Origin of the sequence: Actinoplanes sandaracinus (assembly GCF_030009775.1) — a bacterium.
Classification (GTDB): Bacteria; Actinomycetota; Actinomycetes; order Mycobacteriales; family Micromonosporaceae; genus Actinoplanes; species Actinoplanes sandaracinus.
The window spans coordinates 42,945-58,616 of the sequence record NZ_JASCTH010000030.1 but is presented as its reverse complement, the minus strand read 5'-3'; the positions used below and the strand labels follow the sequence as shown (position 1 = coordinate 58,616).

Genomic DNA, 15,672 nt, shown 5'->3' with positions numbered 1-15,672 from the left:
TTCGGATCCTCAGACGGCGATCTCGCCGGCCATCTGCTGCAGGTGGAGCACGACGAATTCGGCCGGCTTGAGCGGCGCGAAGCCGACCCAGACGTTGACGATGCCCTTGTTGCGGTCGTCCTGCGTGGTGGTCTCGGCGTCGCAGCGGACGAAGTACGCATCGGTCGACTTCTGGCCCTGGAACGCGCCTTGGGTGAACAACCCGTGCATGAACGCGCCGACGTTGAGCCGGATCTGTCCCCACAGCGGCGCGTCGTTGGGCTCGAACACCGCCCAGCGCAGACCCCGGTAAAGGGTCTCCTCCAGGAACAGCGCCAGCCGCCGGATCGACACGTACTTGTAGTCCGAGGGGCTGGCGTCGTCGCCGTCCATGGTGCGGGCTCCCCACGACACCACGCCGGTCGGGAATATCCGGATCGTGTTCACCGCCTTCGGGTTGAGCATCCCGTTCTCGCCGTCGGAGAACCGGCGTTCCAGCCCGCTGATGCCGCGGATGTCGGCCTCGGTGCCGGCCGGGGACTTCCACACCCCCCGCGCGGTGTCGGTACGCGCCATCAGCCCGGCGATCGACCCGGACGCGCCGATCTGCACCGGCAGCCCGGCAATGGTTACGGTCAGCCGTGGGTAGTAGACGGCCGCATGGTCCTTGACCAGGCCGACGCGTAACGCGTCGACACCGGCCGCGGCCGCGGCGGCGGATCCCCAGAGCGGCGCGTCCATCACCAGGAACGCCCGGCGTTGCAGGCAGAAGACACTGGCCTGGCCCCACAGCGGCTCACGGGTCACGCCGTCGGCGGCGGGCAGCACCAGCAGGTTGAACAGGTCGATCTCGCGGTCGGCGGCCAGGTAGGCGGCCGAGTAGTCGGCGTCGGCCGGGGCGGCCCCGTCGTCGCCGGCAACCCCGGGGCTCTGGTAGGCGCCGGTCCCGGTCGTGCCCAGGCTGTAGAACCGGGGTCCCAGGTCGAGCATCGCCCCGGTCGGGCTCCAGCCGGTGAAGTCCGGCGCCGAGCCGCTGTCGTTGTCCTGCCCGTCGCGCCGGATGAAGTTCAGCCGGTAGCCCCATGCGCGGGCGGTCCACGGGAACGCCGGATCGGCCGCCGCCGTGTCGTTGACCAGCGAGACGATCAGCGCCAGCTTTTCCTGCAGACCGCTGTTGTTGCCGTTCCGGCCGGCCGGGAACGCGTCCCTGTACATCGCGGCGTTCCCGGCGCCGGTCTGCAGACCGGTCCGCGCCGGCGTGCCGAACGCCACCGGGGTGGCGCCGTCCAGCTTCACGGCGGTCACCGCGGCCGGATCCAGGGAGGCCAGCGCCGAGTTGGCGCTGCCCATGATCGCGGCCGGCAGGACGGAGATCCCGGTCGGCGCCGGCCGTGCGTCGGCGTACGCGCCCTTCTCCAAACCGCCCTGAGCGGTACCCAGCATCAGCGGGACCGCCACGTCGTTGGTCATCGCCGGCCGGATGAACACATCCTGCGTGGGATGGTCGACCTGGATCCACTTCGCCTTCTCGGTCGCGCCGAAGACCGACGGCGGCGCGGCGACGGTGGTCACCGTGAGGTCGGTCTCCGACGTGCCGGGCAGCGGGGCGAGGGCGGTCTTGATCGCGGTGGCGAGCCCGCTCTTCATGGTGGCCTCGTCGGTGATGCCGGTGACCGGCACGGTGACCGTGACGTATCTGCCGCCGCCCACGCTGATGTCGAACTGGTTGCTGGTCGCGGTGACGATCGCGTTCCAGGCGGGCGGGAACTTGGCGTTGTCCGTTTCGATCGGCCGGCCCGCCCGCGAGAAGGCCGCGTTCGGGGTGGGGGCCGCGGGGACGGAGGCGGTCACCAGCTTCGAGTTCTGGGTCAGGTAGATGGGGGCGTACGCCGGCGACGCCGGGTTCATCGACAGGCTGCGCCAGGTCTCACCGAGAGCCTCGACCTGGGTCCCGGCCGGGGTGGTGTCCCGGCGGAACAGCTCCAGCGTGAACGTCGACTCCGGCTGGTCGGTGTCGTAGCGGACCAGCGCCCGGATCTGGCTTCCCTTGATGCCCGGGGCGGCCGCGGCCAGCAGGAGCGCGGCCGACTTGTCCTCCCGGTTGAGCGTCACCGTGGCGGCCACCGCCCCGCCGGCGATGCGCATCACGTACGCGGTCGTGCCGCCGTTCAGGAAGAACTGCCGGACCTGCAGCGGCAGCTCGGTGAGGGCGCCGTCCTCGCTGAACGCCGCGGCGAACTCGCTGTAGCTGAGGCAGCGCACCGGGGTGCTCAGCGGCCCATCCGCGCAGCGGCCGATGATCAGCGCCGTCGACGTGCTGACGCCCACGATGGTGCGGACGCCGCTGGGGACTTCCTGGATGTACACACCTGGATAGGTGGGAGCGATCGGCATCGCCGGTGGTCCTTTCCCTGGACGTCGCGGCCCGGTCCTGTGCCTCGAGTGTTCGCGCCCGGCCCGGGCCGGAGAATGGATCGCCGGATCCATGGTGGGTTCATCGCGGGCGCACCGCTGTGGATCCGTCATCCTCCGAACGTGTGGATGAGACCGGACGGTGGGTCCTGTGGCCGACAGAGCCGTACCCGCCGGGAGGAGGCCGCGCCTACGTTGAGAACGGCGCCGGGCACTCAGCGGTCGGGCGAGGGGGCGACATGGAGTCACCGGAACCGGCTGCGGACAGCGGGACCACCGTCTACCTCGTCGCGGCCGTCAGGCTCTATCGCGACGGGCTGGCCCTGGCGCTGCGGCAGGCGGGCGGCCCGCAGTTGGCGGGCGCGGCGGCCGAGCTGTACGAGCTCGAGACGGCGCTGGCCGCCGCACGACGCCCGGTGCTCCTGCTGGACGTGGCCGCCGTGGCCGGCCCGGAGGCGCTCGGCCCCCTACTGGAGGCCTTCCCCCGGGTGCGCGTGCTGATGCTCGGCCTCTCCGACGTCACCGCCGAGATCCTCGACTGGCTCGAGGCGGGCGCCTGCGGTTTCGTCACCCGCCAGCGCTCCGTCCTGGACCTGGTCGCGGCGATCGAGGACGTCGTCCGCGACGAGCTCTCCTGCCCGCCGCAGCTCGCCGGCGCACTGATGCACCGCGTGGCCGCGCTGGCCGCGCGGCGCCGGCATGAGTGGGTCGGTGACCTGCTCAGCCCGCGCGAGATCGAGGTGGTCACGCTGATCGGCCGTGGGATGTCCAACAAGCAGATCGCCGCGCAGTTGTTCATCACGCTGGCCACGGTCAAGAACCACGTGCACAACATCCTCGACAAGCTGAACGTCACCGCGCGTGGCGAGGCGGTCGCCTACCTGCGCACCCGGCACCGGCTCGAGCCGGTGCCGCCTCAACGGCCGTGGATGGCGTCGCGCAGCGCGACGGGCGACAACTCGCCGGTCGGCGTGCAGACGTAGGCGGACCGTCCGTCCACCGCGATGACCACCACGCGCACGGAGGATCCGCTGTTCAGCAGCGACTCCATCGTGTCCCCGGCAATCGGGCCCTCGGTGGTGCAGACGACCACGTCAACCTGCTGGGTGGTTCGGTCCACGATCCGCAGCGCCGGGTCCTGCTCGATCACCGCCCGGACGATGTCGCCGAGCATCGCGGGCAGTCCGAGCAGCGCAACGCGTACCGGATCCACGGCTCCCCCTCCCGGCCGAGTCTCCGCGCATGCCGGGCGAGTGCAAAGAGATCGCCGGATCCATTCCGGTCAATCCAGGGCCCATTCCACCCTGGCCGTCGGGCCGGTCCGGGACGTCCGGCGGGACCACTCGGGAACATGTCGCCGACCCGGACGTGGTCGTCCAGCACGTACCGGATCTCTGCGACGGCCGCGGCGTGGCGCGACGGTATGCCGGTGCGGGTACCGGCTTGAGCCGGCACCCGCACACGGTGGCCCTCGTCAGCCGATCGGGACCGGCGGATGCCAGGCGCCGGTGCCGACCACCCAGGCGACCCGCAGGCCGCCGCCCTGATCGCGAAGCACCGTGGTGAGCGTGCTGTCGTTCTGTTTGGCCAGGGCGACCGGGCCGCCGGGCAGGCCGCCCGGATCACCCACCGGCACCGGGCCGTTCCAGGCGCCGCGTTTGACGACCCAGGCCACGTTGAGCCGGCCACTGTTGTCGATCGCGGTGGCGGTGAGCAGGTCCTTGGTCTGCTTGGCCAGCGCGACGGTGGCGCCGCGCGGGAAAGACCCGCCGCTGATCGGAACCGGGGCGTGCCATTGGCCGACGTCGGCCACCCAGGCCACGTTGATCCGCCCGTCCCCGTCGACGAAGGCGGCCGTCACGATGTGCGGATCCTGCTGGGCGAGGGTGACCGCGGTGACGGACTGATGGTCGACGGGGCCGCTGACCACCGACGGTGGATTCCATTCGCCGGTGTTGAGGTTCTTCGTGGCGATCTCCAGGGCCGACTGGTTGTCGAAGAAGCCCAGCACCAGCCGGTTGATCAGCAGGCCATTGGACTGCAGGGTGGCGCCGACCGGCGAGCCGGGCACGCCGCCCCCTCCGCCGACTGCCAGTGGGTGCGACCAGTCGCCGAGCCCCCGGGCCTCGGTGACCTGCAATCGGCCGAACTTGTCGACGTACGTGGCGGTGAGCAGGTCCGGGCCGGTCTGGATCAGGGTCACCGCACCGCCCGGCGTGCCATCCTTCGGGCCGAAGGGGACCGGGGCGGTCCACCGGCCGCCGCCGTCGACGTGGGCGGCGTACATCTGGCGGTTCTTGCCGTTGAACACCGCCGTCAGCCGGTTGCCGGTCTGTTTGGCCAGTGCGACCGGGGTCCGCGGCAGCGCCAGGTCGCCGCTGATCCGGACCGGCCGACTCCACGGCCCGTTGCCGTCCACCCAGGAGACGTTGAGGGTGCCGGCCCCGTCGATGAAGGCCGCGGTCAGTCGGTTCGACGTCTGTTTGGCCAGGCCCACGCCGTCAACGGGGGCCATGGCCGGTGCGGCGGCCGCGGGCGCCGGCAGAGCCAGCAGCGCGGCGGGAAGCAGGAGGGCGAGGTTGCGGAGTCGCATGCTCAACTCCCGCTGCTCGACGAGCTGCTGCTGGAGCTGGAGCTGCCGCCCGAACTGCTGGAACCGCTGCTCGAATCCTGACTTCCCGAGCCCTGGCCGCCGGAACCGCCTTTGCTCGACGAGCCGCTGGCGCTGTTTCCTCGACTCCAGAATCCCATTGCTACCTCGCTTCGAGTGGTTGCACGTGCAATCAAGGTAGGAATCGCCGGTCGCCGAGACATCCGGGTACTCCCGGACCACCGACACGATCGGGGACGCCCGGACGGCCCATTCACCCCGCACGACCCCCGGCGGTACGAGATGGGGAATAACCACCGACCGGAAGGAGCCGGGCGTGCCGCTGCTCGACCGTGACGCCGAGCTGACCACCCTCCTCGGATTGATCGACCGGCTCGCCCAGGGAACCGGAGGTGCCGGCTTCGTCGAGGCGGAACCCGGCCTGGGCAAGACCGCCCTGCTCACTGCCGTGGCCGCCGAAGCCGCCGCCCGCGGTCACGACGTGTTCCGCGGCGCGGCCGGTGAACTCGACGCCGACCGTCCGCTCGGCCCGGTGGCCGAGGCCCTCGGAATCCACCGGGCCGGCGCCGACCCGCAGCGCGCCGAGATCGGCCGGTTGCTCGACGAGACCGCGCACACGCTGCTGCGCCACCGGCTGATCGACGCCGTCGTGTCCCTGGTGGAGCGTCTGAGCCTGACGAATCCGACGGTGCTGATCCTGGAAGACCTGCACTGGGCCGACGAGACGACGCTGCTCGCCGTTCACCACCTGCGCAGCCGCCTGTCCCACCTGCCCGTGGTGCTGCTGGCGAGCCTCCGTCCGATGCCCCGGTCCGCGTTGCTGCGCCGGATCGTCGACGGGGGGATGCACCTGATGCTCGGGCCGCTGGGCGACGACGCGGTGGCCGCGCTGGTGCAGGCCGTGGCGCAGGCTCCGCCGTCGGCCCGCCTGCTGACGGCTGCCCGTGCGGCCGGCGGCAACCCGCTCTACCTGACCGAACTGGTCCGGACGCTGCGTGCCGAGGGGCGCCTGGACCTGGCCGGCGGCGTCGCCGACACCGACGACCGGGCCGCGCCGCGGTCACTGCGGTGGCTGGTCCTGCAGCAGCTGGCCGCGCTCTCGGCCGGCACCGTGCCGGTGCTGCGGGTCGCCGCGGTGCTGGGCGCCTCGTTCAGCGTGACCGATCTGGGCACGGTCCTCGACCGGGCGCCCAGCGAGCTGATGCGCGACCTCGGCGAGGCGCTGGACGCGCGGATCGTCGACGACGCGGGTGACTGTCTCGTCTTCCGTCACCAGGTGGTGCGCGACGCCGTCTATCTGGACCTGCCCGAGGCCGTCCGGCGCGGCCTGCATCTGCAGGCGGGCCGGGCCCTCGCCGCGGCCGGCGCGGACCCGGTGACCGTGGCACCCCACCTGGTACGGGGCGCCACGCCCGGCGACGAGTCGGCCGTGGACTGGCTCTGCCGGGCGGCGTCCCAGGTCGCGCCGACCACGCCGGCGGCCGCGGTGGACCTCTTCGAACAGGCCCTGCGGCTGATCGAGAAAAACGACCCGCGGCGGTACGCGATCACGGCCGACCTGGTCGAGGTTCTGATCTGGGCCCGCCGCTACCCGGACCTGCTCGCGCTGGCCCACGAGATCGCCGACCACGATCCGGACGACCAGCGGCGCAACAGCGTCCGGCTGTCGGTGACCCGGGCCCTGCTGATGGTCGGCAAGTGCCCGGAGGCGCGCGCCGAGGTCGAGGCCGGCATGCGCGACTTTCGCGGCAGCGAACGGGACCGGCTGCGTCTGCGGGCCGGGCCGGACGCGCTCACCCTGGCTTTCGCCGGCGCCTCGGCCGATGCCCAGGCCCTGCTCGACGACGTGCTGCGGCAGGCCGAGCGGCTGGGCGACGACGAGGCCCGGCAGAGCGGGCACACGGTGCTGTGCATCGCGTCCCTGCTGCTCGGCGAGACCGGGCGGGCCGTGGCGGCGGGTGAGACGGCGCTCGCGCTGGGCGGGGCGTCCACCAGCGTGGCCCACCGGTGGGGTGCGCACATCTTCCACGGCACCGCGCTGATGGACGCCGACCGGCTCGATGACGGGCATCGGGTGCTGCGGCACGGCCGCCGAGTCGCCGACTGGGCCGGGATGCCGTGGCAGGCCATGCATTACCACGCGCAGATCGGGCTGTTTCACTTCGACGTCGGGCGCTGGGACGACGCGATCGCCGAGCTCGAGGCGGCCTCGCTGGTGGCCGGAGACTTCGCCGGGATGCCGTCGACCTTCGCCGAGGCGATCGCGGCGGTCGTCGAGGTCCGGCGCGGGTCGCTGAGCGCGGCGGCCGCGCACGTCGAGCGGGCGCGCCGGGCCATCGCCCACGGCCACGTCTTGGGAGCCGACGCCGCGCTCCGGGCCGAAGCCCTGGTCCACGAGGCGAAGGGAGACCGGGACACCGCCCTGATCCTGATCGAGCAGGCCTGGCGGCTGAACCTCGCCGCCGGGATGCCCGGTCAGAACGTACGCATCGGCCCCGACCTGGTGCGCCTGGCCCTGGCTGCCGGCCATGGTGAGCTGGCCGCTCTGGCCGCCGCCGAGGCCGGACGGCTGGCCGAGCTGAACCCGGTCGCGTCGCGCCGCGGCCTGGCGCTGCTGTGCCGCGGTCTCGTCGAGTCCGATCCGGAGACGCTGGCCGAGGCGGTCCGGGTGTGCCGGGAGACGCCGCGGCTCGGCGATCAGGCCACGGCGGGCCTGGCCGCCGGGGCGGCGTTCGCGGCCGCCGGGCGCCGGATCGAGGCCGTCGACCTGCTCGTGGACGCGATCACCGCGGCCGAGCGGTGCGGCGCGGCCCGGGACGTGGCCGAAGGCGAGGCGGCGCTGCGCGGGCTGAAGGTCCGGCGTGGCCCGCGCCGTCCGCACCGGCCGACGGCCACCGGGTGGGACGCCCTGACCAGCACGGAGCTGGCGATCGTCCGGCTCGCCGTGGAAGGGTTGACGAACGCGCAGATCGGTCAGCGCCTGTTTACGTCTCCCCGTACCGTCGAAACGCATTTCTCGCACGTCTTCGCGAAGCTGGGCCTCTCGTCGCGGGTCCAGGTCGCGGCCGAGGCCGCGCGACGGCAGAACAGCGCGTCGAGCGTGCGGGAGGATCCGACCCGGCCGGTCCCGGCGATCCCGGCGACGCACTCGTCATCGGAGCACCGGCCCTGGTAGCTGCCGGACGGAAGTCACCGCCCGGGTCGCCGTGGGTGGGCGACCGGCCCGGTCTGCTGGAGAACGCCCGACGACCCGTCAGGGACCGCGCACCGGTTGCTCGGGCTGGTCACCTCCTGGGTGGAGCGCCGCCGGTTCGGCGGTGGCCGGAAGGCCAAGGTCGGCCGTGGACGGTCCGACGGCGGGGGCGGCCGGGCGGTCGAGGTGGGCCGCCGGCGGCCAGACCGGTTGCAGGACGTGCCAGTCCTGTGGATGGCGGCGGATGGTTTCGGTGAACACGTCGGCCAGCGCCTGCGTCATGGCCGTCGCCTGCGCACGCCGGCCCGCGGCAGGCGACGCGACGATCTCCTCGTGCAGGTGGACGCGCAGGCCCCGACCGCTGTACCAGAGGCTGACCGGGATCAAGGCCGCGCCGGTGGACAGCGCCAGCCGGGCTGGTCCGGCCGGCATGGTGGTGGCCCGGCCGTGCAGCCGCACCGGCAACCCGGCCCCGGTGACGTCCCGGTCGGCGAGCAGGCAGACCACGCCGCCCTCGGCCAGCCGCCGGCCGAGGGCGGGCACCGTGCGCCGCGGCTCGTCCACCGGTAACACCTCGATGCCGACGGCGGCCCGAGCCACCACGAACCGCTGGTACAGCGCCTCCGGACGTAACCGCTGGCCGACCGTGGTGATCGGGTGCCCGAGCTCGGCGAGCGCGGCGCCGGCGAGGTCCCAGTTTCCGCTGTGCGGCAGCGCGAGGATCGCGCCGCGGCCGGAGCCGGCCAACGGCAGCCGGTCCAGCCCTTCGAAGGTCACCGGCGGCCGGGCGCCCGACAGCTGGAAGAACTCCCGCCAGTACCGCAGGTAGGAGTGCACGCCGAGGCGCGCCAGCCGGCGGACCTCGGCACTGTCCGGGGCGGCGCCGGTGACCTGCGCGAGGTTGGCGCGCAGCTGCCGTACGCCGGAGGTCTGCCGCCGCCAGACGACCTCCGCGATGAGGAAGAACAGGGCCCGCGCCGGCCAGGCCGGCAGACGACCGACCGCCGCCCAGCCGATCCGGTACGGCCCCGTGCCGTCCCCGATCATCTGCTCCCCCCGCCTGCATGGTGTGGAAATCCAGGGCCCTGCTGGTCAGACGCCTTTGTCACCCCTTCGGGCGACACATGGCACAGTGCAGTACATCAGAAAGCCTGGACGCCGCTACCTGGCAGTGTCACAAAGGTCTTAGGTGATCGGTGCAGCTCCTCAAGGGAGAGCTGTGCCGATTGAAAGGATCAACCGCGATTACCGCGCCGTCCTTGCCTCCCCCGTCTCTCCAGCTTCGCCGCATGGGGAGCACGGCGATCGGTGTTCCGCGGCCGTTGTAGAGCGTGACCGACACCGCCAGAAGGTGTCTCGCGCCGTGGAGACGGCGAAGCGCGCACCACCATGTTGGCCGGGCGATCGTCGAAGCGCCCCTGTGCCGCGGTGCGCAGCGCGGTGTCCATCGGACTGCCGCTGCGCGGATCTGCGAGCGGCGTTCTCAACGTGTACGCCCGCAGGCTTTCGACGCGGACGCGGTCGTCCTGGCCGAGACATTCGCGGGTTGCGCCGCGGTTGCCATGGCCAATGCGCACATGTACGACGGGCCCACCACCCTTGCCGGCTACATGCGGTCCGTGATGGACGGCCGCGCCGTTATCGGGCAGGCCACAGCTGCTCCCTCGCCCGACTTCTCGCCCGAACGGCCGGTCGAAGATCTTCGACCGGTGCCACACCTGAACCGCGAGTATTCCGGCGCCAGGCATCGTGGTTGCCCGAGCGCGAGAGATGCAGAGGTTTGGCCTGTCCAGCGCGACGCGGATCAGCGGGGGAGCACGCCCAGCAGGGTTGCGGTCAGGGCCGGCTTCAGGTAGTCCCGCAGCTTCAGATGGAAACGGGCCAGGTCGGGTTCGGCCTGGTAGGCGGCCTGCAGACTGGGTGGGGGTGTGCTGTACGCCGACAGTGCGCCGGCCATGACCATGGTTTGCAGACTGAACAGTGTTGCGTTCTCGCCCAGCTCCGGCAGGTGCTTCTGGATCAGGGCGGTCATGGCTGTCAGGCGGTCCAGGGAGGCGCGCTTGTAGCGCGTCACGACCTCGACGGAGACGTTGCGTTCCAGGACACTGCCCTGCGCGCCGAAGAGGTCGCACATCACCGCTCGGCCGGAGAGTGAGCGGCTGAGGATCTCGGCCACCGCTGTCGCCCGCTCGGCCATGGGGAGGCTTTCGTCGATGCCGGCGGCCAGCTCGCCCGCCAGTTCCGTCAGCCACTCCTGCAGGAAGTGGTCCAGTAGCTCCAGCAACACCGCCTCGCGAGACTCGAAGTAGCGCAGCACGTTCGGCTTCGCCAGGCCTACCCGGCGGCTGAGCTCGTTCAGGGTGACCGCGGCCACCGGCATCTCGTCGAGCATCGCCGACGCTACGTCGAGGATCGCCCGACGGCGGATCTCCCGCTGCTCGTCGGTTCGCGCGCGCTGGAAGCTCATGATCACCATCTTATCTTAGGTACCGGCGGTACGTTGACAACGTACCGGGGGTACTTTAGTGTCGTTCCCACAAGATACCTTCGGTACTTTAAGGGAGTCGGGCATGAGCGAGAAATGGACGACGGCGAACATCCCGGACCAGCGCGGCCGGGTGGCTGTGGTGACCGGGGCCAACACCGGTTTGGGGTACGAGACCGCCAAGGCGCTCGCCGAGCGTGGGGCGTCCGTGGTGCTCGCCGTGCGCAACGTCGCCAAGGGCGAGCAGGCCGCGGCCCGCATGACCGGCGACGTGACCGTGCAGGCCCTCGACCTGACCTCGCTCGGCTCCGTCCGGGCCGCGGCGGCGGCGCTGCGGTCCCGGCTCGACCGGATCGACCTGCTGATCAACAACGCCGGCGTGATGTACACCCCGAAGCAAACCACCCGGGACGGCTTCGAGATGCAGTTCGGCACCAACCACCTCGGCCACTTCGCGCTCACCGGGCTGCTGCTGGATCTGATGCTGCCGGTGCCCGGCTCGCGCGTGGTGACGGTCAGCAGCGTCGGCCACCGCATCCGGGCCGCGATCCACTTCGACGACCTGCAGGGGGAGCGGTCGTACAGCCGGGCCGCCGCCTACGGCCAGTCCAAGCTCGCCAACCTGATGTTCACCTACGAGTTGCAGCGCCGGCTCGCCGCGCACGGCACGACCGTCGCGATGGCCGCGCACCCCGGTATGTCCAGCACCGAGCTCATCCGCAACACCCCCGCGGCACTGCGGCTTCCGCTGACCTGGCTCGCGCCGCTGATCACCCAGACGCCGGCGATGGGCGCGCTGCCGACCCTGCGCGCCGCCGCCGACCCCGCCGCGCTCGGCGGCCAGTACTACGGTCCCGGCGGGCGTTACGAGATCATGGGCCACCCCCGGCTGGTCACCTCCAGCCCGCGGTCGTACGAGGTAGCCGTCCAGCAGCGGCTGTGGGCCGCCTCCGAAGACCTCACCGGCGTGAAGTTCCCCGTCATGCAGCCCCAGCGGAGCGCGTTTCCCTCCGGCTCGGTCACCACGATGTAGCCCGCGCTGATAGGAGGCACCGGGCTCGTCCCGACGCAAGCGAGTGGCGCTGAGACTCTCCACCGAACCCGGGGTTCGACAGGCGGCGCAGGGCCCGGACAGTCGACTATGGGGTGGGGGAGCCGAGCACGAAGGCGATGTCGTCCCATCGGGTCGTCGCCAGCCCGGCTACGGCTCCGGTAAGGATCGCGATGGCCCAGCCTGCCGGGTCGGTGGCCATCGCGGTGGTGGCCGCGGTGGCGAGGCCCAGCACGGCCACGGCGCCGAGTCCGAGATTGCGGGCCAGGTGGTGCGGCCGGACCGGTCCGGCGTCGTGACCGAAGCAGTGGCAACGCAGGGCGGTCCCCTGTCGGAGACCGGTGGCCAGGACGGCGGTGAAGACGGCCAGGGTCACCACGGCGAGCAGGTAGCCGGCCAGGGCCGTCCCGGGAGTCCAGAGAAGCAGTACGGTCGTCGCCTCGGCCGCCACCGTTGCGACCGCGACCGGGCGGCGGGACGCCACTGCGATCCACGGGATCGGGGCGAGAGACGCCACAAAGGCGGCGAAGCCGTCGTGCCGGGCGGATATCGCCGGGTGATCGCCGTGGACGGCAAGACCCTGCGGGGCGCCCGCCTGGGTGACGGCCGTCATGGGCCCAGATCCCGGTCGGGGACCGGACCCGCGAACGCGGTCACGGCCGCCGCGAGACCCGCACCGTCAAAGCCGTCACCGTCGCCACGCCCGGCGGCATCGGATTCCCGCACGCCAAGCAAGCCGTCCGGATCACCCGGACCCGCATCATCGCTGGTCAAACCAGCCGCGAGACGGCCTACCTGACCGTGTCACTGCCCGCCAGCCAGGCCCTGCCGGTCGACCTGCAGACCTGGATCGCCGGCACTGGAACATCGAAAACCGCATCCGTCACGTCCGCGACATGACGTTCCGTGAAGATCTACACCAAGCCCGAACCGGCACCGGACCCGCCGTCATCGCGACCCCGCGTAACACCGCGATCGGCTGGCACCGCACCAACGGCGCCACCAACATCGCCCGAGCTACCCGCCAAGCCAACCGCCGCTCACATGACCTGATCACCGCTGTGACCAGCAGTTACCCGACAACGCAATTGCCCTGGATGGACACCCCGGCGAGAAGAAACCCACGACGGTACGACCGGACAACTCGTCCCGCGACACCGGCCGGTCCCGGAGGTCGCGCGCAGCGAACTTCCCGGCCACAGCGCCTACCGGCAGCACATCGGGGTAATTGACCGGCCGGCCCATAGAGCGGCTGCGCAGCCGGCGAATGATTCCGAGAGTCAGCAACAAATTCAGGATGCTGACCGCGCTGAGCACCGCGACGAGCGCATAGAGATACCCCGCAAGCCTACCCCCGTAGTCGGCCGCGAGTCAGTGACCATGAACCTTGTCGATCTACACCGTACACAGGCGATCGATGGGTGTCATGGCTGCTTCAACGAGTGCCGCGCGGGATCAGGCCGCGGTCTCGTCGACCGCCGTCTCGGGCGGCGTGCCCTCGAACGCGGCCGCGAGCTCGATCCGCTTGGTATGGCTCGCTCCGATGACTTCGATGCCGCACGTTCCGATATAGCCAGCCAGGCTGAGCTCGACGACGTACGGGACGATCGCGGGCTGACCGGACGGGGGCATGCATCCGACGACCTCGATGCCCCAGTATTCCGGCTTCTGCGCATAACGCAGTGGGTTGAGCGAGACCTGCATGTTCGCGAACGGCTTTTGCCCGGCGACGACCAGCATCGGAGGCGGCGGGGGATAGATCATGAGGGAGACGACGTCGGCCCGCTCGAAGTCGATGACGCGGCACGACTGGGCGGGGGGCAGGTTCTCTGCTGTGGGCATGCTCTGCTCCTTCAATGACTCGTGCTGATCAGCCGGTGTGCTGGGAGCCGACGCGCATCCGCCGGCCAGAGCCGCATCCGCGGCCCTGGCCGGCGGATCACCGTCACCGGCCCACGCCACTACGCATCGGCTCAACCGCGTCTCTGCACCGTCCCGCTGGTCGGAAATCCGAAAGCAGGCTGAGGTCGCCGTTGAGGCGATGGCTTTTCCGGTACGGGAGGGCGACATGATTTGCGCTCGTCGCTGACGAGAGGATGTCAGGAGAAGCGGCCCGATCCGTGTCGTGTCCGGACGTGGCAATCCGCTGGGGCGACCCTAGCGGCACCGCTTCCACGCCAGATGATAGATCGTTTCGATACTGCCGTCGGTGGAGTCCATCGTGAGGTAGCTGACGTCGGTCGAGGTGCCCCGCGTCACCCGCAACTCCGTGTTGATGTTGAGATTGCGCCGTTCACCGCAGGGGCGGTAAACCAGGGCGGCGACCGGCACCTCGTCGGTGGCGATCCAGTTGTCGTCATACGGCGCCGGGATGCGGTGGTTGGCGAAGCTTCCCTGGCTCATGCCTTGGAAGTAGTAGTTGGCCCGCTGCTGAGCGACGGCGCCCCGCTTCAAGAATCCGTAGCCGCGGTAGTCAGCCTTGGCGATCGCGAAGGTGAAGCCTTGTGGTGCGTGGACCAGGACGTTCAGCTGGCAGTTCTTACGGTTTTCAGTGACCGGGATCCCCGGCCCCGCCTGAGCCAGATAGTTGCTGTAGATCGCGGTGAAGGCGGTGTTGTCCGGGGAGATGGCGACGTCGGCGGTGCCCGGCGCGCAGCCCGACCCCGCCATGGCGACCAGCTCGATGATGATCCGGTCGGGCGGCGGATCGGCGGTCATGCTGCTCGCGGAAGCGGGCGCGACGCTGATCAGCGACGAGATGAGAAACGCGAGTACGACACCACCTCGGGTCAAGGATCTTCGCATGGGATTTCCTTCCAGGTCAGATGCATTGAAGGCTCAGAATATGATCGGAAGTCGATACACGTCAATGGCACTAAAGGCCAATGGCGGGCAGGTGATCGGGCTATTTCGTTCATAATCGCGCAGTGTGCGGTCCACCAAATTCCCAATGTCTCGTTCGCGGACAAAAAGGCTCACGCCTTGTCCCGGTTGGATACGGCTCGACCCCTTTGGTGCTGCGTACAATATGAATGCATATCGTTGGATGTTGTTTCCGGCAATCTTGGGTGCGCGGTGGCGCCTGTCGATCTCTTGTTCTTCACAATGGGTCTCGCTACGATTCGTCGCGAATTCATTTCCGGCCTTGTGGCGATCAAGTGCGGACTCCGCAACATCAACGCCCAGGACGGCATCCTGACGCGCGGTCCAGCGACGGCTGAGGCGCGATCACGTCCGCCACTTCGGGCTATTGGAGGATATTCATGATGAAAGAAATGGCCGGTGCGAAGCGCTTCATCGCTGTCACGCTCAGCACCGTTCTCGCGTTTGCCCTTTCCGGGCCCGCCCATGCGTCATCCGGAAGCACCACCATCGTCTCGGACCGGAACATCACCGTCGAGGTGATCGCCAGCAACGGCTCCGGCTGCGCGCCCGGGACGGCACGGGTGACGGGCAACGCCGACGACACCGGGTTCCGGGTGAGGTACCAGAATTTCACCGCCGAGGCGGGAGGTAACGCTGACCCGACCAGCAGCCGGAAGAACTGCCAGTTGAGCGTGCTGGTAACCACCCCGCCTGGCTGGACCGTCGCCATCGCCGAGGCCGAGTACCGGGGCCGAGCCCACCTCCATTCCGGAGCTTCCGCCCTGCACCGCACGAACTACTACTGGCAAGGGTCGTCCCGGGACAACCGGGTCAACGAACGGTTTGCCGGGCCCTTCTTCGGAACCTGGTCCACCAGAGACGTGGAAGCAGTGCTCCACTACGCACCTTGCGCTGAGCAACGTGTGCTGAACCTCAACACCGAGCTACGCGTCGACGCCCGCGGCTCGTCCAGCAGAAGCAGCATGTCCATGAGCGCGACCGAGGGTAACGCCGAGACCCTGTTCAACATCAGTTGGGCACGGTGCTGACACCCGAACCAGCCATCGGCTTCCAGT

At 70.4% G+C, this 15,672-nt stretch carries 12 protein-coding genes; 4 read left to right on the top strand and 8 right to left on the bottom strand.

What is annotated here, in order from left to right:
* Positions 1 to 9: 9 nt before the first annotated feature.
* Positions 10 to 2,373, bottom strand: coding sequence for a phage tail sheath family protein (locus QLQ12_RS36520; protein ID WP_282765390.1), 2,364 nt, complete (start codon positions 2,371 to 2,373; stop codon positions 10 to 12).
* A 257-nt stretch (positions 2,374 to 2,630) separates the two neighbouring features.
* Between QLQ12_RS36520 and QLQ12_RS36515 the strand changes: the two genes are divergently transcribed.
* The gene (locus QLQ12_RS36515; RefSeq protein ID WP_282765388.1) at positions 2,631 to 3,374 is read left to right on the top strand and encodes a response regulator transcription factor; all 744 of its coding nucleotides are present in this window, start codon (positions 2,631 to 2,633) and stop codon (positions 3,372 to 3,374) included.
* Here QLQ12_RS36515 and QLQ12_RS36510 read toward each other — a convergent pair.
* Positions 3,308 to 3,604 carry a hypothetical protein gene (locus QLQ12_RS36510; RefSeq protein ID WP_282765386.1) on the bottom strand — a complete coding sequence of 99 codons (297 nt, stop codon included), beginning with the start codon at positions 3,602 to 3,604 and terminating at the stop codon, positions 3,308 to 3,310. The genes QLQ12_RS36515 and QLQ12_RS36510 overlap by 67 nt on opposite strands.
* Before the next feature lie 261 nt (positions 3,605 to 3,865).
* Positions 3,866 to 5,266, bottom strand: a complete 1,401-nt coding sequence (locus QLQ12_RS36505) for a hypothetical protein (RefSeq protein ID WP_282765384.1) — start codon at positions 5,264 to 5,266, stop codon at positions 3,866 to 3,868.
* A 52-nt stretch (positions 5,267 to 5,318) separates the two neighbouring features.
* Here QLQ12_RS36505 and QLQ12_RS36500 point away from each other — a divergent pair, with 52 nt between their 5' ends.
* Positions 5,319 to 8,177 carry an ATP-binding protein gene (locus QLQ12_RS36500; protein ID WP_282765382.1) on the top strand — a complete coding sequence of 953 codons (2,859 nt, stop codon included), beginning with the start codon at positions 5,319 to 5,321 and terminating at the stop codon, positions 8,175 to 8,177.
* 78 nt (positions 8,178 to 8,255) lie between these two features.
* Here QLQ12_RS36500 and QLQ12_RS36495 read toward each other — a convergent pair whose 3' ends face one another.
* Entirely contained in the window at positions 8,256 to 9,242 is a 987-nt protein-coding gene (locus tag QLQ12_RS36495; RefSeq protein WP_282765381.1) for a phosphatidylinositol mannoside acyltransferase, read from the bottom strand.
* Positions 9,243 to 9,999: 757 nt separating this feature from the next.
* On the bottom strand, positions 10,000 to 10,662 hold the full coding sequence (locus tag QLQ12_RS36490) for a TetR/AcrR family transcriptional regulator (RefSeq protein WP_282765379.1): 663 nt from the start codon (positions 10,660 to 10,662) through the stop codon (positions 10,000 to 10,002).
* A 103-nt stretch (positions 10,663 to 10,765) separates the two neighbouring features.
* On the opposite strand from QLQ12_RS36490, the gene QLQ12_RS36485 reads away from it, so the two are divergent.
* Positions 10,766 to 11,713, top strand: a complete 948-nt coding sequence (locus QLQ12_RS36485) for an SDR family NAD(P)-dependent oxidoreductase (RefSeq protein WP_282765377.1) — start codon at positions 10,766 to 10,768, stop codon at positions 11,711 to 11,713.
* Positions 11,714 to 11,819: 106 nt separating this feature from the next.
* Here the strand turns inward: QLQ12_RS36485 and QLQ12_RS36480 are convergent, their stop codons facing one another.
* The 3 genes from QLQ12_RS36480 to QLQ12_RS36470 form a co-directional block, all read right to left on the bottom strand.
* A complete protein-coding gene (locus QLQ12_RS36480; protein ID WP_282765375.1) occupies positions 11,820 to 12,344 on the bottom strand; it encodes a MauE/DoxX family redox-associated membrane protein in 525 nt (174 codons plus the stop codon).
* An 842-nt stretch (positions 12,345 to 13,186) separates the two neighbouring features.
* A complete protein-coding gene (locus QLQ12_RS36475) occupies positions 13,187 to 13,573 on the bottom strand; it encodes a hypothetical protein (protein WP_282765374.1) in 387 nt (128 codons plus the stop codon).
* Positions 13,574 to 13,888: 315 nt separating this feature from the next.
* A complete protein-coding gene (locus tag QLQ12_RS36470) occupies positions 13,889 to 14,536 on the bottom strand; it encodes a DUF4360 domain-containing protein (RefSeq protein ID WP_407651673.1) in 648 nt (215 codons plus the stop codon).
* A gap of 470 nt (positions 14,537 to 15,006) precedes the next feature.
* Between QLQ12_RS36470 and QLQ12_RS36465 the strand changes: the two genes are divergently transcribed.
* Positions 15,007 to 15,645 carry a DUF4360 domain-containing protein gene (locus QLQ12_RS36465; protein WP_282765370.1) on the top strand — a complete coding sequence of 213 codons (639 nt, stop codon included), beginning with the start codon at positions 15,007 to 15,009 and terminating at the stop codon, positions 15,643 to 15,645.
* Positions 15,646 to 15,672 lie beyond the last annotated feature (27 nt).

What these genes read in the sequence shown, in the direction of transcription:
- QLQ12_RS36520 (WP_282765390.1), bottom strand. Translation starts at nt 2,373, where the DNA reads ATGCCGATCGCTCCCACCTATCCAGGTGTGTACATCCAGGAAGTCCCC.
- QLQ12_RS36515 (WP_282765388.1), top strand. Translation starts at nt 2,631, where the DNA reads ATGGAGTCACCGGAACCGGCTGCGGACAGCGGGACCACCGTCTACCTC.
- QLQ12_RS36495 (WP_282765381.1), bottom strand. Translation starts at nt 9,242, where the DNA reads ATGATCGGGGACGGCACGGGGCCGTACCGGATCGGCTGGGCGGCGGTC.
- QLQ12_RS36490 (WP_282765379.1), bottom strand. Translation starts at nt 10,662, where the DNA reads ATGAGCTTCCAGCGCGCGCGAACCGACGAGCAGCGGGAGATCCGCCGT.
- QLQ12_RS36485 (WP_282765377.1), top strand. Translation starts at nt 10,766, where the DNA reads ATGAGCGAGAAATGGACGACGGCGAACATCCCGGACCAGCGCGGCCGG.
- QLQ12_RS36480 (WP_282765375.1), bottom strand. Translation starts at nt 12,344, where the DNA reads ATGACGGCCGTCACCCAGGCGGGCGCCCCGCAGGGTCTTGCCGTCCAC.
- QLQ12_RS36475 (WP_282765374.1), bottom strand. Translation starts at nt 13,573, where the DNA reads ATGCCCACAGCAGAGAACCTGCCCCCCGCCCAGTCGTGCCGCGTCATC.
- QLQ12_RS36470 (WP_407651673.1), bottom strand. Translation starts at nt 14,536, where the DNA reads ATGCGAAGATCCTTGACCCGAGGTGGTGTCGTACTCGCGTTTCTCATC.
- QLQ12_RS36465 (WP_282765370.1), top strand. Translation starts at nt 15,007, where the DNA reads ATGGCCGGTGCGAAGCGCTTCATCGCTGTCACGCTCAGCACCGTTCTC.